Annotated in this window: 19 protein-coding genes; 14 read left to right on the top strand and 5 right to left on the bottom strand. The window is 56.7% G+C overall.

The annotated features are described in order from the left end of the window. Positions 1-235 precede the first annotated feature (235 nt). The 5 genes from QNK41_RS07195 (at position 236) to QNK41_RS07175 (ending at position 4,061) form a co-directional block, all read left to right on the top strand. Positions 236-790 carry a hypothetical protein gene (locus QNK41_RS07195; RefSeq protein WP_319255219.1) on the top strand — a complete coding sequence of 185 codons (555 nt, stop codon included), beginning with the start codon at positions 236-238 and terminating at the stop codon, positions 788-790. A 124-nt stretch (positions 791-914) separates the two neighbouring features. Then, the gene (locus QNK41_RS07190) at positions 915-1,706 is read left to right on the top strand and encodes a carbon-nitrogen hydrolase family protein (protein WP_319255217.1); all 792 of its coding nucleotides are present in this window, start codon (positions 915-917) and stop codon (positions 1,704-1,706) included. Continuing rightward, positions 1,703-2,347 carry a hypothetical protein gene (locus tag QNK41_RS07185; RefSeq protein WP_319255215.1) on the top strand — a complete coding sequence of 215 codons (645 nt, stop codon included), beginning with the start codon at positions 1,703-1,705 and terminating at the stop codon, positions 2,345-2,347. The genes QNK41_RS07190 and QNK41_RS07185 overlap by 4 nt, the downstream gene beginning before the upstream one ends. 58 nt (positions 2,348-2,405) lie before the next feature. After that, positions 2,406-3,299, top strand: a complete 894-nt coding sequence (locus QNK41_RS07180) for a sensor domain-containing diguanylate cyclase (protein ID WP_319255212.1) — start codon at positions 2,406-2,408, stop codon at positions 3,297-3,299. Positions 3,300-3,371: 72 nt separating this feature from the next. Beyond that, entirely contained in the window at positions 3,372-4,061 is a 690-nt protein-coding gene (locus QNK41_RS07175; protein ID WP_319255211.1) for an isochorismatase family cysteine hydrolase, read from the top strand. 96 nt (positions 4,062-4,157) lie between these two features. On the opposite strand, the gene dpaL is transcribed toward QNK41_RS07175, so the two are convergent. Beyond that, on the bottom strand, positions 4,158-5,384 hold the full coding sequence (dpaL, locus tag QNK41_RS07170; protein ID WP_319255209.1) for a diaminopropionate ammonia-lyase: 1,227 nt from the start codon (positions 5,382-5,384) through the stop codon (positions 4,158-4,160). 182 nt (positions 5,385-5,566) lie between these two features. Between dpaL and QNK41_RS07165 the strand changes: the two genes are divergently transcribed. Continuing rightward, positions 5,567-5,860 (top strand): hypothetical protein, encoded by a 294-nt coding sequence (locus QNK41_RS07165; protein ID WP_319255206.1) that lies wholly within the window; start codon positions 5,567-5,569, stop codon positions 5,858-5,860. 159 nt (positions 5,861-6,019) lie between these two features. Here the strand turns inward: QNK41_RS07165 and QNK41_RS07160 are convergent, their stop codons facing one another. From QNK41_RS07160 to queA, 4 genes are all read right to left on the bottom strand, one after another. After that, positions 6,020-6,448 (bottom strand): thioesterase family protein, encoded by a 429-nt coding sequence (locus QNK41_RS07160; RefSeq protein WP_319255204.1) that lies wholly within the window; start codon positions 6,446-6,448, stop codon positions 6,020-6,022. A gap of 22 nt (positions 6,449-6,470) precedes the next feature. Continuing rightward, on the bottom strand, positions 6,471-6,689 hold the full coding sequence (locus QNK41_RS07155) for a NifU family protein (protein ID WP_319255202.1): 219 nt from the start codon (positions 6,687-6,689) through the stop codon (positions 6,471-6,473). A 59-nt stretch (positions 6,690-6,748) separates the two neighbouring features. After that, the gene (gene tgt / locus QNK41_RS07150) at positions 6,749-7,855 is read right to left on the bottom strand and encodes a tRNA guanosine(34) transglycosylase Tgt (RefSeq protein WP_319255200.1); all 1,107 of its coding nucleotides are present in this window, start codon (positions 7,853-7,855) and stop codon (positions 6,749-6,751) included. 197 nt (positions 7,856-8,052) lie between these two features. Further along, positions 8,053-9,114, bottom strand: a complete 1,062-nt coding sequence (gene queA, locus QNK41_RS07145; protein ID WP_319255198.1) for a tRNA preQ1(34) S-adenosylmethionine ribosyltransferase-isomerase QueA — start codon at positions 9,112-9,114, stop codon at positions 8,053-8,055. Positions 9,115-9,595: 481 nt separating this feature from the next. Between queA and QNK41_RS07140 the strand changes: the two genes are divergently transcribed. The 8 genes from QNK41_RS07140 to QNK41_RS07105 form a co-directional block, all read left to right on the top strand. Then, positions 9,596-10,195, top strand: a complete 600-nt coding sequence (locus QNK41_RS07140) for a TetR/AcrR family transcriptional regulator (protein WP_319255196.1) — start codon at positions 9,596-9,598, stop codon at positions 10,193-10,195. 114 nt (positions 10,196-10,309) lie between these two features. Further along, positions 10,310-12,442 carry a methylmalonyl-CoA mutase gene (gene scpA, locus QNK41_RS07135; RefSeq protein WP_319255194.1) on the top strand — a complete coding sequence of 711 codons (2,133 nt, stop codon included), beginning with the start codon at positions 10,310-10,312 and terminating at the stop codon, positions 12,440-12,442. A gap of 304 nt (positions 12,443-12,746) precedes the next feature. Beyond that, positions 12,747-13,733 carry a methylmalonyl Co-A mutase-associated GTPase MeaB gene (gene meaB / locus QNK41_RS07130; RefSeq protein ID WP_319255192.1) on the top strand — a complete coding sequence of 329 codons (987 nt, stop codon included), beginning with the start codon at positions 12,747-12,749 and terminating at the stop codon, positions 13,731-13,733. 169 nt (positions 13,734-13,902) lie between these two features. Further along, complete coding sequence (locus tag QNK41_RS07125; protein WP_319255190.1) at positions 13,903-15,456, top strand: acyl-CoA carboxylase subunit beta; 1,554 nt, start codon at positions 13,903-13,905, stop codon at positions 15,454-15,456. 44 nt (positions 15,457-15,500) lie between these two features. After that, positions 15,501-15,710, top strand: a complete 210-nt coding sequence (locus QNK41_RS07120; protein ID WP_319255188.1) for a hypothetical protein — start codon at positions 15,501-15,503, stop codon at positions 15,708-15,710. Between the two features lie 65 nt (positions 15,711-15,775). Continuing rightward, positions 15,776-17,794 carry a pyruvate carboxylase subunit B gene (locus tag QNK41_RS07115; RefSeq protein ID WP_319255186.1) on the top strand — a complete coding sequence of 673 codons (2,019 nt, stop codon included), beginning with the start codon at positions 15,776-15,778 and terminating at the stop codon, positions 17,792-17,794. A 144-nt stretch (positions 17,795-17,938) separates the two neighbouring features. Next, on the top strand, positions 17,939-19,105 hold the full coding sequence (gene sucC / locus QNK41_RS07110; protein WP_319255184.1) for an ADP-forming succinate--CoA ligase subunit beta: 1,167 nt from the start codon (positions 17,939-17,941) through the stop codon (positions 19,103-19,105). A 298-nt stretch (positions 19,106-19,403) separates the two neighbouring features. Further along, on the top strand, positions 19,404-20,045 hold a 642-nt coding region (locus QNK41_RS07105; RefSeq protein ID WP_319255182.1), incomplete at its 3' end, for a hypothetical protein.

Genomic DNA, 20,045 nt, shown 5'->3' with positions numbered 1-20,045 from the left:
GGGGAAAGAAGGTCGGGGGGCATCGGATCCTTTTTGCCTATATCCCATGATTGGTTCAGAATCGGTTAACGATACCCTGACAGTCAGGCCAATTCAAGGACCTTCGATGGGAAGTCCCTGCGCACTGTGGATAAAATGGATTATATCTGTTAGTGATGGATCGGTTGCAGCAGCTTCTGCTGGGATAGACTCCATACCAACCACCGACCAGGGCCCCGATACACGGATTGGAACCATGACCGTCCTGTCTGCCGAAACCGTTGTTGCCAGGGCCAGCTCCTGGCTGGTCTACGCCGCCGGTTACCTGTCAGCGGGAAAACTGCTGCACGCCATCACCGTCACCGAACTGTTGACGATCACCGCCCTCGCCATCTTTATCGGCGACCATCCACTGGCGTCTCCGGCCCTCGTATCGCTGTGCCTGGTTCCCTTTTTCACGCAGCTGGATGCCCGGTCCCGATTCCAGGAATACAAGAGAGTCATGGATCAATTGGCCCGCTATGGGCCGAACAGGAGGATTTTCAAATCGGCCGCCGGCTCGCGGTGCCAGCGCGATGCCGCCCTGGCCGCCGCCAGGCAACTGGGCTATGCGTCGCATTGCAGGACCTGCTTCAGCACTGCCGGCTACCGCTGGTATCACCTGCTGCCCGACGTCGTGAACGGTCATCCCCGCTTTCTCATCTCGGCCGTATTCTGGCGCACGACTTTCTTCATGCCGACCTACCAATCCAGACAGCGGCTGTTTCATGATTTTAATAGCAGCAGCGCTGACGTCCTGCTCAGCGCCTAATCGTCATCAGCCTGTAAACAAAAGGACACCAGGGTTCTTGACCCGGTGCAATGATGGTGTAGATTATGAGTAAACATGTTGTTAGCGCCTATTTTGTTTCACAATTATAGGAAGGAATGGCCCGGTGAAAGTCACTGTCTGCGAACTGCCCAATGACCCAGATGCGCTCACTATACAATGGAACCGGCTTGCCGACCACACGCGATCGGTAAAAAGTGATCTGGTGCTGCTGCCTGAAATGCCTTTTCACCCCTGGTTGGCCGCATCGGAACAGGTCGATCCCAAACGCTGGCATCAAGCGGTGGAAAACCATCAGAGCTGGATACAGCGCCTGCCCGAACTGGGCGCCGGCGTGGTCATGGGCACCCGGCCGATGGTCTGCGGCGGGTTGCCCTACAATCAAGGGTTTGCCTGGACGCCGGACAGGGCGAGCGTTCCCACCCACACCAAATACTATCTTCCCGACGAAGCCGGTTATTGGGAGGCCTCGTGGTACGGGCGGGGAGAAGGTGCCTTCGAGACCATTGCCTTTGGTGAAGCCGTCTACGGATTTCTCATCTGCACCGAAATTTGGTTCACCCGGCATGCCCGCGACTATGGCCGACACGGTGCCCATATCATCGTCTGCCCACGGGTGACCCCTGCCTCGTCCACCGACACGTGGATTGCCGGCGGCCGGACCACCGCAGTGGTTTCGGGTGCCTTCTGCCTGTCGTCCAACCTTGCCGGCCCCAACATTCCCGGATCGGACTTTGGCGGCACCGGCTGGGTCATCGAACCTGAAGCGGGAGCCGTGCTGGGCACCACTTCAGCCAGCAAGCCGTTTTTAACCATGGATATCGATATTGGCTGGGCGGAAGCGGCCAAATCCACATACCCCCGCTATGTTGCAGATGGACTGGATACGTTACCATGAGCGTTAGCCGGGAAAGATGGTTATTGTGGATTGTCGCCCTGTTCATGATGACCCCATGCGCATTGGCATACGAAGAGGTCGAAGATATAGTGGACATCTTTGCCACGGACAGTGCCTTTATCGCTGTGGTGGATGGAAAACGCAATTTTTCCAAAGCTAAAGGTCCAGATGAAACGATTCTCTGGCAAGGGGCCAAAGGGGAAATCGGTGCCTTTCTCACCAATGATCAGCTGTTGGCCGTTTCGGTCAGATCAGGGCAATGGAACATTCGATCATTAAAAATCAATGAAAAAAAAGAGCCGCCCGACATGCTGATCGCTGCCCACCTGCTGATCATGCTGACTGGTGAGCGCATCGTCACCTTCGGCACCCATACCGGCGGTTTCGTCGAGACCCGCCTGCCCATTGGCGAATCGATCATCGCCAAGGAGGCGGAAGGCAGGGTCGCCGCAGTGATCACCCCGTCTCGGGCCTTCGGGTTCTCCTCCTATCGCAGAGGCGTTGCCGAAATTCGTTTCCAGCTGAAGGAGACTGTTGTTTCACTGAAAACCACCTATAACAAAATTACCCTGCGAACGTCTCGGCGACTGATTACCTTAAAAGCGGAAGACGCCGTTTGGCGACAGTTTGACCTGAAATAACGGATGGTGATTGGCGCAGTGAACGGAAACCATTTTGATTCGGAATGGAAGCACCGGTATGGATATTGACTACAAGTCACTTATCGAAAACATTTTTGACGGGCTTTATCTGGTGGATAAAGACCGGTCCATCATCTACTGGAATAAGGTAGCCGAAAAGATCACGGGGTATCATTCCGAGGAGGTAATCGGTCGTCGGTGCCGGGACAACATTCTGGTTCATGTGGACGACAATGGGCAAAGCCTGTGTCATGGCAGATGCCCGTTGCAGGCGACCATCCAGGACGGCGCCTTCCGGGATGCAGAAGTGTATCTTCAGCACAAAGACGGCCATCGCGTGCCCGTCTGGGTCCGTGCAGCGCCGTTGCATGACACTGACGGCAACATTATCGGCGGCGCCGAACTGTTTACCGACCTGAGCGCTAACAATGCCATCACCACAAAAGTCAACGAACTGGAAAAACTGTCTTTTCTGGACACTTTAACCCAGCTGGCCAACCGCCGGTACCTTGAAATGGAGCTGAACAACCGGATTGCCGAGAAAAATCGCTATGGGGCAACTTTTGGTATCGTCTTCATGGATATCGATTTTTTCAAACGGGTCAACGATGCCTATGGCCATGACGTGGGCGATCGTGTACTCAAAGCCGTGGCCCGCACGTTCATGAACACCGCCCGTCCATCGGATCTGATGGGCCGCTGGGGCGGAGAAGAGTTTGTCGGCATCCTCAAACGCGTCGATGATGACGGCCTGCGTTCAGCCGCCGAGCGGGTTCGGTCCCTGGTGGAAAAATCTCATATCCGGGATAACGGCCTGACGCTGAAGGTGACAGTGTCCATCGGCGGCACACTGGCCGACCCAACCGACACCGCCGACAGTATCATCAAACGCGCCGACACCTTGCTCTACCGCAGCAAGGACAACGGCCGGAACCGCTGCACCATCGGTTGACGGAAAGCAGCCTTTTCTTTTTAGCAATTTTTAACAGCGATGCGGCAACAATGCGCTTGCGAGACAACTGACATGACACCACCCGACCCATTCACCATTCCCGAATACGACCGGGCCGCCCTGATCACCATCGACGTCCAAAACGACACCTTAGACAACGGAACCTTCAAGGTTCCCGGCACCTCGACCATGCTGCCGCAAATCCATCAATTGTGCCGGACCTTCCGCGCAGCCGGCCGGCCCATCGTCCATGTAATCCGTATCTATACACCGGATGCCCACGACGCCGACCGGTGTCGAATTGGGTCTTTGCTTGCTGGAAAGCGGATTCTACTGAAAGGGTCGCCCGGGCGTCGGCCGGCCGATACACTGCTTCCGACCCAGGATGTCCAGATCGATGACGATCTGCTGATGTCCGGTTCAATTCAACCCATCGGCCCTGCAGAAGCCCTCGTCTTCAAACCCCGCTGGGGAGCCTTTTATCGCACGCCATTAGAAGACCACCTCAGGAATCAAGCCGTCTCAACACTGGTATTTTGCGGCTGCAACTATCCCAACTGCCCAAGGATTTCAATCTACCAGGCCAGCGAACGGGATTTTCGCATCACGGCGGCGGTGGATGCCATCTCCGGTATGGCTCCGTCAGACATCGAAGGGCTGGAACGGATCGGCGTCAACTGCGCCACATCGGAAGCAATCTGTCGGCGGTTCGAAAATAAGCGAGCAGATTCGATACCGGGCAATGCGGGGACTACACCGTGACCGTCCTGTCTGCCGCACCCGGTAATGCCTTCTTCACCATTTAGCGGTTCTTCCTTCGATGTCGGCTATTCGATCGTATCGCTTTTTTCAAAGAGATTATTTCCAAACACTAAGCGGAAACTTCCCATGCCAGATAATCTCACGATAACCCTCCGGATCGGTGGCCCCCTCCGTATTGAAAAACAGTATCCTGGAATGCGGCCCGATATCCAGCCCAGCCTTTAGCGGGATGAAATCAGGCAGGTTGGCGAGCAGGTCCAGCAAACCGATACCGACAGCGCCCGACTCTCCGGCCTCGATACAATCATCTCCCGCCAGCGGATTGGCCAGGATGCGCATACCGTTGGCGGCCACATAGTTGTCACAACTGATATAGGCGCTGGAAAACTCCCACAGAAGGTCCCAGGCCATGGGATTGGGCTCCCCACAGGCGAGTCCGGCCATGATCGTGTCCAGATCACCGGTGACGGCATGGGGCCGGCCGTCCCCGGCAGCGGCTGAAGTGAGCAGGCAGGCAGCATGGGTCGGCTCCAAAACAATGAACCGGGGTGATTCTTCTTTGAAGACAGCGGCCAGATGAGCGACCATGGCCCCGGCAAAGGAGCCCACCCCGGCCTGAACAAAAACATGGGTGGGGTGCAACTGTTTTGCGGCCATCTGATCGATTGCCTCCATGCTGATGGTGGTGTAGCCCTGCATGATCCAGCGGGGAATGTCGGCATAGCCTTTTGAGGTCGTATCCTGGATAATATGCCACCCGTTTTCCCGGGCCATGCGATCGGCCAGCCGCACGGTGTCGTCGTAATTCAAATCGGTCACCTGGACCGTGGCCCCGTGGTCACGAATGTTGTCTACACGGGATTTAACCGATCCTTTGGGCATATAAACGATGGCCTTCAGTCCCAGTTGCTCGGCAGCCCAGGCCACTCCGCGGCCATGGTTACCGTCGGTTGCCGTGACCAGCGTCATCTTTCCGATGCGATGGCGGATGTCATCACTGATCAGGAAATTGAAATCGACCGGCGCCGATTCGATCCCAAGCCGGTTGCACAATAGTCGCGCGACTGCATAGCTGCCCCCTAATACCTTGAAGGCGTTAAGTCCAAAACGCGTCGATTCGTCCTTGACCAGAATCTCACCGACACCCCATCGCCGGGCAAGTGCAGGTAGGCGAATGAGTCGGGTTGGCTGATGCTCAGGAATTGTGCGATGAAATCGCCGCACCTGCCGGGCGGTGGCGTCGGTGAAATCGCCTGACCTGCGTTGGCCGGCAGGCACCGTCAACACATATCGGATACCATATTTTGAAATCTCTTGAAGCATGGGTGCATCCTGAAAAAAAATTCACATTTAACGGGTGATCGCTTACTTAAGGTGGCCAATTTTCTCTGCATCGTGCTGACCGCCAGGGAACCGATGCCGGTTGTAACCGGATGATAACTGATTAACTTTGAGTAGCGACGAACAGCCTTATTTCATCCTTCCCATAGGCCAGGAGCATTATCATGGCATATTATCCGATTATCCAGAAAAATGAACGGCAGGTTGCAACGTCAGGCCACCGTCTGCTGCCCATCTTCTATATGGAAGACTTCTCCGTTCTCGGATTCCGGGTGAACGACTGTGGCCACGCAATTCGGGTCTTGGATCGGCATGCATTTGTTCTGAAGCGGGCAAACGGAAGCATTGAAGTAAACATCGACCGTGCATCACAGATACGCGAAGTCATGCAACTGCTCAATGGCAGCGGTCTGGAATGCGAGATTGCCGACATTGCCGAAGGAATGTATCAGGGGTGATAGGTTTATCGACGATCCGCCGTGAGTGGATCATCGTGGCCGGGTAGTTGAGATCATGCACCCGCTTCGGCTGCAGCGAAGAAAGGGTCTCCGACTTCAACGCCAGTTAATTGAACCTGAACACCTCGACGCCGCAGTCAACACCCTACCGCTATCCGGTCATCGGCCGGCACTTTCAATTTTCTCCTTCAACTTGGCATCGAATTTCGCCTTATCGATGACAAAGCGTTCGTGCCGGCCGCGGGCAATCATATCTGCGCCATCGTGGGCCTCGATTTCAAAAACCAGGCGTCGCCGATCCACTTCAATCAGCTTCACGTTGACTGTGACATCAAATCCAGGAGGTGTGGCCGCCGTGTGGCTGACATCGATGTGGGTCCCCACCGTCTGTTCGTTGGGCCAGTCCAGATGCAGGTTTGTCAGTTGAATGCATGCCCATTCAAACAATCCCACCATGAAGCCGGTGGCAAAGACTGTCGGCATAACCTGAAATTCACCTGCCTCCGGGTAGAGCGCCGAAACCGTCTTGGCGTCGGTGACACGATATCGAAATTCGTGCTCGATTCCGGGTGCCAATGATTCTTTCATCGCTCCTCCTTTTCGAGAAGGATCAAGCCGATTCAACCGATTTGATTTCGGGAATCTGCTGCTTGAGTACCCGCTCGATGCCGTTTTTCAGCGTCATCTGGGACATGGGGCAACCGACACAGGCCCCCTGGAGCCGGACCTTGACGATGCCGTTCTCCACGCTGACCAGTTCCACATCACCGCCGTCCGCCTGGAGCATGGGCCGAATTTTTTCGATGGCCGCTTCTACTTTTTCTTTCATTGCAGGTCCCCTTTCGCGAAATTGACAAAGCCAATTGTTGAATAGAATCGAATCTCTGACTATTTACGCTTACTATAGAACGCCTTTTTAAAACGGTCAAACGTTCCGGCCAGGATCGCTACACGCATGGCCATGACCAGATTCAGGTAATAGTGAAGGTTGTGGATGGTGTTGAGCCGGTATGCCAGGATTTCACGCGCCGTATAAAGGTGACGAAGGTAGGCCAGGCTGTAGTGGCGGCAGGTATAGCAATCGCAGCCCGGATCCACCGGCCCCTCATCTTCACGAAAGCGCGCGTTGCAGATATTGATGGTGCCCCGCTCGGTGAACAGCTGCCCGTTTCGGGCATTTCGCGTGGGCATGACACAGTCGAACATGTCGGCCCCGAGATCCACCAGTTCCACCAGGTCCTCGGGGGTGCCCACCCCCATGATATACCGGGGCCGATCATCGGGCAGCAATGTCAGGGTGCCGGCCGCCATCTCCATCATCAACTCCTTGGGCTCACCCACGCTCAGGCCGCCGATGGCGTAGCCGGGAAATCCGATGGTCGCGATCGCTTCGGCAGACCGTGCCCGCAAATCCGCAAACATGCCACCCTGGACGATGCCGAACAGGCTGTTTTGCCGGTCGGTTCGCTCCTGCCAGAAGCTTTTGCACCGCTGGGCCCAGCGGGTGGTCAACGCTAACGCCGCCTCGGCCTGCTCATGGGTGGCCGGATGCTCGAGGCACTGATCCAGGCACATGATGATGTCTGAATTGAGGCAGATCTGAACCTCGATGGATTTCTCCGGCGAAAGCATATGCCGGCTGCCGTCGATGTGGGACTGGAATGCGTAGCCTTCCTCGGTGAGCTTTCGCAGCCTTGACAGGGAAAACACCTGGAAGCCGCCGCTGTCGGTGAGAATGGGCCGATCCCAGTTCATGAATCGTTGCAGCCCGGCAAAGCGGCCGATGATGTCGCACCCGGGCCGCAGGTAAAGGTGGTAGGTGTTGCCCAGAATAATCTGGGCGCCGGCCGCCTTCAGCTCTTCCGGGCTCATGGCCTTGACCGTGGCCTGGGTTCCCACGGGCATGAACACGGGGGTTTCTACCCGACCGTGGAGTGTATCAAAAAAGCCCGCGCGGGCCGCACCGGACTTTGCAATCAATTTAAAATCAATCATGACAGGTTTGTTCCACTGGTTGGGTGGGTTAAATTATTTAGACTTCTGGGACTGCCGTTGATTAAACCATCCCCGCGGCAAGCCGTGGGGAATGTTCTGCCTGAAACGGCAGCGCTTCGCGGCACCGTAAGGATCAAAATCGATTTGTGGTTCAAAGCAGTTCACTCGAACCCTCGAATCCTTGCCCCCTTGAACCCTCAATCGATCAACATCGCATCCCCATAACTGAAAAAGCGATATTTTTCCTTCACGGCCGCGGCGTATGCCTGAAGCATGGTTTCCCTGCCGGCAAAGGCCGACACCAGCATGAGCAGGGTGGATCGGGGCAGATGAAAGTTGGTGATGATGGCATCCACAGTCTTAAACGTATAGCCGGGATAGATGAACAGATCGCACCGGCCACGTCCCGGTTGGATGACGCCGTCTGCTCCGGTGGCATACTCTAAGGTGCGCACGCTGGTAGTGCCCACGGCCACCACCCGGCGGCCTTCTGCTTTGGCCCGGCTGACGATGCGGGCCGTCTCTTTGGAAATGGAAAACCACTCGTCGTGCATGCGGTGGTCCCGGATATCATCCACTCGCACCGGTACGAAGGTGCCGTAACCCACGTGAAGGGTGACGGCCGTCACCGTGACGCCTTTTTGGCTGATCTGCGACAAAACCGCATCGGTAAAATGCAAACCGGCGGTAGGGGCTGCAATGGCGCCCTGCTCACGGGCATAAACGGTCTGATAACGCATCCGATCCGCTTCATCCGGCTGGGTTTCGTCCCTTTTGATATACGGGGGCAGAGGCATCCGCCCGATCCGATGGAGCAGGCCGTCAAAGGGTTCCGGCGCCGAGAAGGCCACCGAATAGATGCCGTCGGAAAACTCCTGGACCTCGGCAACCAGTCCGTCGTCGAAATAGATTCTCGTTCCGGCGCCGGCCTGTTTGGAAGCCTTGATCAGACAGCGATAAACCCGTTTGCAGTCATCACGGCCACGACCATCGGTTTCGCCATAATCGAGGATCAGCAGTTCGGCTTTGCCGCCGGTTGCCTTACGACCATGCAGGCGTCCCGGGACGACCCGGGTGTTGTTCACCACCAGGACGTCCGAAGGGTGCAGCAGGGTGACGAGATCATGAAAATGCCGGTGTGAAAGCGCACCATTATCGCGGTCCAGGTGCAAAAGCCGGGATCCGTCCCGATCAGTTGCCGGGGTCTGGGCGATCAGCGCCTCCGGCAGATGGTAATCGTAATCGTCAAGTGTATACATCTATTTTGGCCGGCTCACGCGGCTATTTCCTTTCCGTGATTTTATAGAGGAGGGTCCGAGGGTTCCTCACCTCCCCCCATCGTGCTTTTATTCTTCGGCACTATAGTTACCTTCATGTTCAGGATCAAGCCTTAGGTTGCCCGGCCGGCTATTGCCGACAGGGCAAGATGACCCGGCTAAATATAAACTTAATTCATTTTCTGATCAAAATTCATAATATTTTTCTTGACAGAGGATTGGTTCGCATTCTAATTATGCCGAACCATAACAATGTTACTCCTTCGACTCAAATGAATAGCGGTAAAACATTTTTTTATATTCATTTCAAATAATTACATTGATATTAAAAAAGAAACATTATTATTCAACCCAGATTAATAAAGATTAAATAAACAATAAAAATTATTTTTATAAGTAAATACTATACCTTAAAATATGACCGGAAATTGATCCCGCCATCACGATCGGACAAACCATAACAATGTTCACACCCCTCAAACCCGAAGTGTACCAGCGGCTGGAACAGGCTGTTCTGGACATTTTTTCCCATTCCGATTTTCACAAGGCCAACATCCGCGACGTGGCCAACCGGGCGGGGGTCAGCTTTTCCACCATTTATAAGCATTACGGATCGAAAGAGCGACTGGTCTTTGCCTTTGTGGACGTCTGGCTGGGCAAACTGACCGAACGAATCTACGACCACCTCCAGGGCATCGAAGACCTGAAGGAAAAAATGCGCAAAGTCCTCTGGCTTCAGCTGGATTATTACGAGCGCAATCCAGGACTGGCCAGAATCATTTTCATGACCCTGCCCATGGAAACCTGGATGGCCGATGAAACGTTCAAGCAGAAAAAGATGATCAACCTCTATCTGGAGGTCATGCGCAACGGCCAGAAAGAGGGCCAACTGAATCCCCACGTGCGCGCAGGTGTATTGTTGGATTTCATGTTGGGGACGGTGCAGCGGGCCTTTACCATGTGGATCTCCAGGGGGCAGCAGGGCCGGTTGACCGACCAGGCCAGCATGCTTTTCGAAATGGTCTGGCGGGCGATTTCCAATCCCGGTAACGATCGGAACTGATTAACCGCCTGATAAAAACCGCGTCCGCATTGCGATGTTGATGGAATGGCGTGCATCGGAAAACCGGTACCACCATTTGAATTCGATCAACCGTTGTTAACAAAGGAGCATACCATGTCAGAACATCCCGATTTGCAAAAATGGAAAGAATTGTCCGCCAAGCAGCTCAGGGGAAAGACCCTGGAAGACCTTGAATGGGATACCCCGGAAGGAATACGGGTCAACCCGTTGTATACGGCCCAGGACCTGGAAGGCATGGCCCACGTCAACACCCTGCCCGGCTTCGCCCCCTATGTCCGCGGCCCCATGGCCACCATGTATGCCGGGCGCCCCTGGACCATCCGCCAGTACGCCGGCTTTTCCACTGCCAAGGATTCCAATGCCTTTTACCGACGCAACCTGGCAGCCGGGCAGAAGGGTCTCTCGGTGGCTTTTGACCTGGCCACCCACCGTGGCTATGATTCCGACCACCCCCGGGTGATGGGCGATGTGGGCAAAGCCGGCGTGGCCATTGACTCGGTGGAAGACATGAAAGTGCTCTTCGACCAGATCCCCCTGGATAAAATGAGCGTCTCCATGACCATGAACGGAGCGGTGCTGCCCATCATGGCCGGTTATATCGTTGCCGCCGAAGAGCAGGGCGTCAAACAGGAGCAACTTTCCGGCACCATCCAAAACGACATTTTGAAGGAGTACCTGACCCGAAACACCTACATCTATCCGCCTACGCCATCCATGCGCATCGTTTCCGACATCATCGTCTACTGCTCCGAGAACATGCCAAAGTTCAACACGGTCAGCATCAGCGGTTACCACATGATGGAAGCCGGCGCTAACAGCGTGCTCCAGACGGCCTTCACCCTGGCTGACGGGTTGGAATACGTCCGTGCTGCCATCGCCGCCGGATTGGACATCGACGCGTTTGCCCCGCGACTCAGCTTTTTCTTCGGCGTGGGCATGAATTTTTTCATGGAGATCGCCATGCTGCGGGCAGCCCGCTTTCTGTGGCATGACATGCTCAAGCCCTTCAATCCGAAGAATCCCAAGTCCTCCATGCTGCGGACCCACGTCCAGACTTCAGGCTGGAGCCTCACCCAGCAAGACCCGTACAACAATATCATCCGCACCACCTTGGAAGCCCTGGCCGCGGTGCTGGGCGGCACCCAGAGCCTGCACACCAACTCCTTTGATGAAGCCGTGGGATTGCCCACGGACTTTTCAGCCCGCATCGCCCGAAACACCCAGATCATCATCCAGGAAGAGTCCCAGGTATGCCATACCGTCGATCCGCTGGGCGGCTCATACTATATCGAATCGCTCACCGACGGCATTATCAAGGGAGCCCGCAAGATCATTGACGAGGTGGAGGAATTGGGTGGCATGGCCAAGGCCATCGAGACCGGCATGCCTAAATTGCGTGTCGAAGAGTCGGCCGCCCGCAAACAGGCCCGCATCGACCAGGGACTGGATGTCATTGTCGGCGTCAACAAATACAAGCTCGACGAAGATACCCCCATGGACGTGCTGAAAGTTTCCGAACAGGTGCGCGAGGACCAGATCCGCATGATCAACAAACTCAAGGCAGAGCGTGACGACGCAGCCGCAAGCAGTGCCCTCAACGGCATCACCCATGCCGCCGAAAACGGCGGCAACCTGCTGGCGGCCAGCATCGAGGCCATCCGCGCCCGGGCCACCGTGGGCGAGGTATCCGACGCCATGGAAAAGGTCTTTGGCCGGTTCGTGGCCACCACCCAGTGCATCTCCGGGGTTTACGCGTCGGAATATGCGGACAGCGCGGTCATTGACGCCATTCGTAAGCGCACCGCAGAATTTATGGAAAAAGAGGGCCGGCGCCCCCGCATCCTGCTCACCAAAATGGGCCAGGACGGGCATGACCGCGGCGTCAAAGTGGTGGCGACCGCCTTTGCCGATCTGGGCTTTGACGTGGATATCAGCCCCATGTTCCAGACGCCGGAGGAAGCGGCCAAAATGGCCGTGGAGAACGACGTTCACCTGGTGGGCGCCTCCAGCCTGGCCGCCGGCCACAAGGCGCTGGTGCCCCAACTCATCAATGCCTTGAAAAAAGCCGGTGGCGAAGACATTCTGGTCATCGTCGGCGGCGTGATTCCCCCGGGCGACTACGACTTTCTGTATCAAGCCGGCGCCGCAGGCGTCTTCGGCCCCGGCACGGCCATTACCGATTCGGCCAACAAGGTTCTCAACGCCTTGGACAGCCGGAAATCATAATCAAGCACGATATGAACTATTCAGATTATAATGGATTTTGGGAAACAACAAATTGCAAGCACCAAAATTTAAATCCTAAAATCCAGATAAAGCCCAAATTACAATAGCCAAATATCAAAAAAATCAGTCGGTTGTTATATTGATTCCTCCAATATTGATGATTGGAATGTCCCTTCTTCAAAATCATGCGGTTTGGAATTTAGAATCTGGCTATTGTAGTTTATTTGTTATTTGGGTTTTGGTTATTGTTATTTAGCTTTTGTTTTCTGACATAAGAAACGCGAAATTCAGGATTACAATACTAATGGGTGAAAGTGACCCCGAATTTTATATTGACGGCGTCCGCACTGGCAACCGACGCATCCTGGCCAAGACCATAACCCTGATCGAAAGTGCGCACCCCGCGCACCGGCAATTGGGGCGCACCGTAGTGGGCCGGCTGCTTCCTGAAACGGGCGAGTCGGTTCGCCTCGGCATCACCGGCGTTCCCGGTGTCGGCAAAAGCACTTTCATCGAGAGCTTCGGCATGATGCTGGTAGAAAAGGGGCTTCAGGTGGCGGTGCTGGCCGTGGATCCCTCCAGCACCCGCAGCGGCGGCAGCATCATGGCGGACAAAACCCGCATGGAACGGCTTTCCGTTGCACCGGGTGCGTTTATCCGCCCGTCGCCCTCGGGCGGAACCCTGGGCGGCGTGGCCCGCATGACTCGGGAGACCCTGCTGGTTTGCGAAGCGGCCGGGTTCGATGTGGTGCTCGTGGAAACGGTAGGCGTGGGACAGTCGGAAACCACGGTGTCCTCCATGGTCGACTTTTTCCTGGTCCTCATGCTGGCCGGCGCCGGAGACGAACTTCAAGGCATCAAAAAGGGGGTGTTGGAACTGGCCGACGCGGTGGCCATCAACAAGGCCGACGGCGACAACATGGAAAAGGCCGAAAAGGCCCGACGGTCCTATGAGATGGCCCTGCATCTGCTCAACCCGGCAACGCCCACCTGGTCGCCGCCGGTGCTGGCCTGCAGCGCCTTGACATTGTCCGGAGTGGACACACTTTGGGATACCATCCAGGACCATCGCCGGCGGCTGTCCACCACCGGTGAGTTGGATGAAAAACGTCGCCGCCAGGCATTGGCCTGGATGTGGTCCCGCATCGAGGATGGGCTCAAAGAGCGGTTCTTCGGCAACCATACGGTCAAGGCCCGCTTACGGGAGATTGAGGCGTCGGTGGAGCGCGGAGAACTCTCCCCCACCGCAGGCGCTGAAAAGCTTCTTTTTTTGCTTGACAACGATCACTGAGTCTATAAAGGTTAATGTTTAATCTCCAGCATGCATTCCATATTTATAAATTGTTCAACCACTTATTATTTCAAATTATATTTAATTCTGCGGACGGCTGACGGATTGCGTTCCTGATTGCCCGGCAGCTAGTCTAAAAGTTTTGAACTTCAGGTGAAAGGAATCTGACATGGGTATAGTGAAGGAAAAAATCAAGGATCTCAAGGCGCGTGAAGCGCGCATTCTTGAGATGGGCGGAGAAAAGCTGGTCGCCAAGCACAAGGAGAACGGCAGGCTGACCGCCCGTGAACGGCTGGGCAAGCTATTCGACAAGGCAACCTTTCGGGAGATCGACATGTTCGTGCAGCACCGCTGCGTCAATTTTGGAATGGCGGATGTCGGAATTCCCTCGGACGGCGTGGTTACCGGTCACGGCCTGGTGGACGGCCGGCCGGTGTTCGCTTTTGCCCAGGATTTCACCTCCCGCGCGGGCAGCCTCGGTGAGATGCAGGCCAAAAAGATCTGCAAGGTCATGGACATGGCCCTTAAGGCCGGCGTGCCCTTCGTGGGCCTCAACGATTCGGGCGGTGCCCGCATCCAGGAGGGTGTAGATTCGCTATCCGGCTTCGGCCAGATCTTCTACCGCAACTCGGTGGCCTCGGGCGTGATCCCCCAGATCTCCGCCATCATGGGACCCACGGCCGGCGGGGCGGTCTATTCGCCGGCCATGACCGATTATATTTTCATGGTCAAAAACACCAGCTACATGTTCATCACCGGCCCCGAAGTGATCAAATCGGTCACCGGCGAGGAGATCAATTTCGAAGACCTGGGCGGCGCCATGGCCCACAACGAAAAAAGCGGTGTGGCCCAGTTTGCCTGCGAAAGCGATGAGGACGCGCTGGTCCAGATCAAACAGCTGCTGGCGTACCTGCCGGCCAACAACATGGAAGAGCCGCCGGTGGTGGATACCGGTGACGACCCCACGCGCACAGACAAAGCGCTCAACAGCATCATCCCGGACAGCCCCAACAAATCCTACGACATGCGCGATGTGATCCGCACTATTGTGGACAACGGGGAGATCTTCGAACCCCACCAGCACTTTGCCACCAATATCCTGACGGCCTTTGCCCGGCTCAACGGTCGGTCCATCGGCATCATCGCCAACCAGCCCATGGTCATGGCCGGCTGTCTGGACATCAATGCCTCGGACAAGGCCACACGCTTCATCCGCTTTTGCGATGCCTTCAACATCCCGCTGCTCACCATCGCCGACGTGCCCGGCTACCTGCCCGGCAGCCAGCAGGAGTGGGGCGGCATCATCCGCCACGGCGCCAAGCTGCTATGGTGCTACAGTGAGGCCACGGTGCCCAAACTGCTGCTGGTAACCCGCAAAGACTACGGCGGCTCCTACCTGGCCATGTGTTCCAAGGACCTGGGGGCCGACTTTGCCTTTGCCTGGCCCACCGCCGAAATCGCCGTCATGGGCGCCGGCGGTGCCGCCAATGTCATTCATCGCAAGGAGATCAAAGCAGCCAAGGATCCCAAAGCCAAGCGGGCAGAGAAGATCGCCGAATACGAGGAGCTGTTCTCTAATCCTTACTGCGCTGCCCAGCGGGGCTACATCGATGCGGTTATCGAACCGGCCCAGACCCGGCCGCGGCTGATCGATGCCCTCGAGATCATGTGCAGCAAGCGGGAACTGCGCCCGCCGAAAAAACACGGCAACATCCCCATGTAGCGGCCCTGTAAAAAAGCCAACCGAACCCAAAAAAGGTGCGATTTATGGAAGCAAATGAAAAAAGACTGGCCGCCGCCCTTGCCGCGGTAAGTGCCTATATCCAGACCGAAGAGGAAGCATTGGTCATGCCGGCCCCCAAGCGGCCGGAGCCCCGCCGCTTTGAACAGGGCAACCTGTGGGGACTTGCCGGCCGACAGGGCATGATGCAGATGCGCAACCTCATGCAGATGAAAACCTTCAACCGACTCCGCTAGGGTTGGGGACGAAACAGCATCCAAAGAGCCATTAAACATCCAATTTTTAAGAGGAGACCCATACGATGAGTGACCACGATCAAGTCAAAATGACCAAAATGAATTACGATGTGAAACGGCCCAAGGCGGAAAACCCGTTGAAGGTCATGGATCTGAGCCTGCGAGACGGACACCAGAGCCTGTTCGCCACCCGTGGGCGCACCGAGGACATGATCCCGGTGGCCGAACTGATGGACCAGGTGGGCTTCTGGGCCGTGGAAACCTGGGGCGGCGCCACCTTCGACACCATGCACCGTTTCCTCAACGAGGATCCCTGGGAGCGCATCCGCACCCTGAAGCGCTACTTCAAGAAGACCCCCTTCTCCATGCTCCTGCGGGCCCAGAACCTGGTGGGCTACCGAAATTACGCCGACGACGTGGCCAATGCCTTCATGGACCGCTCCTGCGAAAACGGCATGGACATCTTCCGCACCTTCGACGCCCTCAACGACTACCGCAATTTCGAGACCGTGGTGCCCAAAATCAAAGAGTACGGCAAGCACTTCCAGGGCTGCATCTGCTACACGCTGACCGAACCGCGTCTGGGCGGCGAGGTCTACAACCTGGATTACTATGTGAATAAAGCCAAGGATCTGGATGCCATGGGCGCCGACTCCATCTGTATCAAGGATATGGCCGGCCTCATCGCCCCCTACGATGCCTATGCCGTGGTCAAGGCCATCAAAGAGGCGGTCAAACTGCCTGTCCACCTGCACAGCCACTTCACTTCGGGCATGTCTCCGCTGAGCCACCTCAAAGCCATCGAGGCGGGCGTGGACATCATCGACACGGTCATGACGCCCTATGCCTACCGCACCTCCCACGCCGCCGTGGAGCCAATGGTGATGAGCCTTTTGGGAACCAACCGCGACACCGGCTTCGACATCCACCTGCTGGCCCAGATCAACGAGATCTTCGAAAAAGAGGTCATGCCCAAGTACAAGCACCTGCTGGACGACTCCAAGATGTCGATCATCGACATCAACGTGCTTTTGCACCAGACCCCGGGCGGCATGCTCTCCAACCTGGTCAACCAGCTGCGCGACATGGACGCCCTGGACAAGATCGGCGAGGTGTACAAGGAACTGCCGCGGGTCCGCAAGGACCTGGGCCAAATCCCCCTGGTCACCCCCACCAGCCAGATCGTAGGCATCCAGACCGTCAACAATGTGCTTTTCGACACCCCGGAGGAGCGCTACAAGATGATCACCGGGCAGGTCAAGGACCTGTGCTACGGCCTGTACGGCAAGACCGCCGTGCCGATCAATCCCGAGGTGCAGAAGAAGGCCCTCAAAGGCTACGACCGCGGCGAGGAGCCCATCACCTGCCGGCCTGCCGAAGTGCTCGAGCCGGAGATGGAAAAGGCCAAGGCCGAAATCGGCGACCTGGCGGTGGATATGGACGATCTGGTGCTCTACGCCATCTACCCGGTCACCGGCAAGAAGTTCCTGCAGTGGAAATACGGTAAGGAAGAGCCGCCCGCAGCAGTCAAACCCATCACCATGCAGCAGGTGAAAAAGAAGGACGAATTGCTTAAAAAAGCCAAGGCCGGCGAACTGGTGGAGAAAAAGAAGGACGCTCCGGCCAAGGGGGAAAGCCTGCGCACCTTCAATGTGTTCGTTGACAACGACTACTTTGAGGTAGGCGTGGACGAAGTGGGCGGCAGCCCCATCTTGAAATACGCCCAGCAGATTCAGCTGTCCGGCGGACTGCCGGCGGCCGCTCCGGCCATGCCGGCAGCTCCGGCCGCCGCCGCTCCCGCCCCCACGCCTGCGGCTGCGCCGGCTGCAGCCGAAAAGAAAGCTGAAGCCGCGCCGGCAGCCGATACATCCGGCACCCCTCTGGCCGCGCCCATGCCGGGCATGATCGTCAAGTACGACAAGAAAGAGGGCGACACGGTCAGTGCGGGTGAAACCGTGGTGATCCTGGAAGCCATGAAGATGGAAAATGCCCTGGCCGCGCCGGCCAGCGGCACCGTCAAGGCGATCAAATACGCCTCGGGTGACTCGGTGGCCAAGGGAGATGTGCTCTGCGTGATTGGTTAAGCCGGAAGTCATGTGACCCATAAGATGAGCATGGTCGCCCGCCTCCGGCGGATAACCATGCTCATCCTTTTTTTTATGCGGGGTTTTGCGATCGATGAACCAACAATTGCCACTGATTCATAAAAAGAGAAAAGAGGCCCATCCATGAAAATTCATGAATATCAAGCCAAAGAACTGTTCCGCAAGAACGGTGTGGCCGTTCCAGACGGCAGTGTCGCTTTTACGGTCGAAGCGGCCAAGGCGGTTGCCGATGGTCTGGGCGCATACCCGGTGGTGGTAAAAGCGCAGATCCACGCCGGTGGCCGCGGTCTGGGCGGCGGTGTCAAGGTCGCCAAGACAGCGGAAGAATTCGACGCATATGCCAACAGCATTCTGGGGATGAACCTGGTCACCAAGCAGACCGGCCCCGGCGGCAAACGGGTCAAGAAACTGCTCATCGAGCAGGGGCTCAACATCGCCAAGGAACTCTACCTCAGCATTCTGCCGGACCGCGCCACGGCCAAGATGATCATCATGGCTTCCGAAGCCGGCGGTATGAGCATCGAAGATGTAGCCGAGAAAACACCGGAGAAGATCATCAAGGTCTACGTGGACCCCAACGTGGGGATTCAGGCCTACCATCTGCGGGCAGCGGCGTTCGGGCTCAACATGCCCAAGGCGACGATGAAACCCTTCACCGTGCTGCTGAAGAACCTGTACAACCTGGCAGTCAACTACGACTGCTCCCTGGTGGAGATCAATCCCCTGATCATCACCGCAGAGGACGATGTCATTGCCCTCGACGGCAAGATGGATTTCGACGACAACGCCCTTTACCGCCATCCCGATGTCCAGGAATACCGCGATCTGGATGAAGAAGATCCCACAGAGGTGGAGGCCGGCAGCCACGGCCTGAACTACATCCACCTGGGCGAAGGCGGCAATGTGGGCAATATGGTCAACGGCGCCGGGCTGGCCATGGCCACCATGGACTGCATCAAATACGCCGGCGGCAAGCCGGTCAACTTCCTCGACGTGGGCGGCGGCGCCAGTGCCGAGCAGATCGAAAATGGCTTCCGCATCCTGCAGAGCGATGAGAATGTCAAGGCGATCCTGATCAATATCTTCGGTGGGATTCTGCGCTGCGACCGGCTGGCCAACGGTGTGGTCCAGGCCGCCGAAAAAGTAGGCTTGCGCGTGCCGGTGATCATCCGCATGGAAGGCACCAACTTGAAAGAGGGGCGTAAGATCCTGGCGGATTCGGGCCTGGAGCTGATCAATGCCAAAGACCTCAAGGACGCCGCCGAAAAATTGCAGGCCGCCATCCAGTAGCCAACACATTCAAATAGAAGGTCTTGTAAAGAGTTAGATTTCGGAAGGCTTCGTAAAAAGCGCCGAGATCAAGGCCTGCGAATCCCGAGGAATGAGGCGTATTCTAAATACTCCGCAGTGACGAGGGATGAAGCGTAACGCAGATATCGGACTTTTTACGAAGCCGTCAGTATTAATCCCATATTTCCACAACTCCACGGGCTTTGGGGCAGCAGGGAATGCGCGTTGATAAGGGAGGAAGCTGTGACGATGCACGCAGACTGCCCAATGATCGGCATTGAGGTAGCAATGTTGTCCGATGACGCCTGATATTCAATCCATGGCCTGGCCGGCGGTACGGTTGAATGAAGCCGTCGAAATACTGGCACAGAAGGCTGGCTTCCCGTTGGACGCCCATCTGGAGGCCGTCCCTCCCCCCCCTGTCCACAAACCGGATGGCAGAACGCTCGGGGATTGGATAGAAGGAGCGGCCAGCCGACTGGGCCTGGAAGCGGAATCTGTCTCCACGACTTACAGCGATGCCGGACGGATGGCGCACCACGCCGGTCCGGCCCTGCTGGCGCTGCCCAATCACCCGCAATCGGGCTTTCTGGTAATTTTCAGGGCGCGACGCGGGCGGGTTTCCGTGATCACCCCTGAACTGGCCGTGCGCCACATTCGCCCGGCGATCATTCAGGCCACTTTGACCGAGGAGATCGAGGCCCCCCTGAGAGATCCGGTCGATCGTCTACTGGCGGCCACCGGCGTGCCGCCGCACCGTCGAGACCGCGCGCGGCAGGCCATGCTGGACGAGCAGCTCGGCGAGGCCCGCATCGCAGGGTGTTGGCTGCTGCGGCAGTTGCCGGGCACCAATTTCTGGTCGCAGATTCGGCGCGCGCGCTTACCCCGTTATATCGCCATGCTGGCGGCTGCCGATGGTGTGTACACCGTGTTGCAGGCC

Source organism: Desulfosarcina sp. (assembly GCF_033791525.1).
In the GTDB taxonomy this organism is placed as follows: domain Bacteria; phylum Desulfobacterota; class Desulfobacteria; order Desulfobacterales; family Desulfosarcinaceae; genus Desulfosarcina.
This window is presented reverse-complemented; position numbering and strand designations above follow the sequence as displayed.

Bases quoted from the DNA above. Each gene is read 5' to 3' on its own strand.
- QNK41_RS07195 (WP_319255219.1), top strand. From the start codon at position 236: ATGACCGTCCTGTCTGCCGAAACCGTTGTTGCCAGGGCCAGCTCCTGG.
- QNK41_RS07185 (WP_319255215.1), top strand. From the start codon at position 1,703: ATGAGCGTTAGCCGGGAAAGATGGTTATTGTGGATTGTCGCCCTGTTC.
- QNK41_RS07180 (WP_319255212.1), top strand. From the start codon at position 2,406: ATGGATATTGACTACAAGTCACTTATCGAAAACATTTTTGACGGGCTT.
- QNK41_RS07175 (WP_319255211.1), top strand. From the start codon at position 3,372: ATGACACCACCCGACCCATTCACCATTCCCGAATACGACCGGGCCGCC.
- dpaL (WP_319255209.1), bottom strand. From the start codon at position 5,384: ATGCTTCAAGAGATTTCAAAATATGGTATCCGATATGTGTTGACGGTG.
- QNK41_RS07165 (WP_319255206.1), top strand. From the start codon at position 5,567: ATGGCATATTATCCGATTATCCAGAAAAATGAACGGCAGGTTGCAACG.
- QNK41_RS07160 (WP_319255204.1), bottom strand. From the start codon at position 6,448: ATGAAAGAATCATTGGCACCCGGAATCGAGCACGAATTTCGATATCGT.
- QNK41_RS07155 (WP_319255202.1), bottom strand. From the start codon at position 6,689: ATGAAAGAAAAAGTAGAAGCGGCCATCGAAAAAATTCGGCCCATGCTC.
- tgt (WP_319255200.1), bottom strand. From the start codon at position 7,855: ATGATTGATTTTAAATTGATTGCAAAGTCCGGTGCGGCCCGCGCGGGC.
- queA (WP_319255198.1), bottom strand. From the start codon at position 9,114: ATGTATACACTTGACGATTACGATTACCATCTGCCGGAGGCGCTGATC.
- QNK41_RS07140 (WP_319255196.1), top strand. From the start codon at position 9,596: ATGTTCACACCCCTCAAACCCGAAGTGTACCAGCGGCTGGAACAGGCT.
- scpA (WP_319255194.1), top strand. From the start codon at position 10,310: ATGTCAGAACATCCCGATTTGCAAAAATGGAAAGAATTGTCCGCCAAG.
- meaB (WP_319255192.1), top strand. From the start codon at position 12,747: ATGGGTGAAAGTGACCCCGAATTTTATATTGACGGCGTCCGCACTGGC.
- QNK41_RS07125 (WP_319255190.1), top strand. From the start codon at position 13,903: ATGGGTATAGTGAAGGAAAAAATCAAGGATCTCAAGGCGCGTGAAGCG.
- QNK41_RS07120 (WP_319255188.1), top strand. From the start codon at position 15,501: ATGGAAGCAAATGAAAAAAGACTGGCCGCCGCCCTTGCCGCGGTAAGT.
- QNK41_RS07115 (WP_319255186.1), top strand. From the start codon at position 15,776: ATGAGTGACCACGATCAAGTCAAAATGACCAAAATGAATTACGATGTG.
- sucC (WP_319255184.1), top strand. From the start codon at position 17,939: ATGAAAATTCATGAATATCAAGCCAAAGAACTGTTCCGCAAGAACGGT.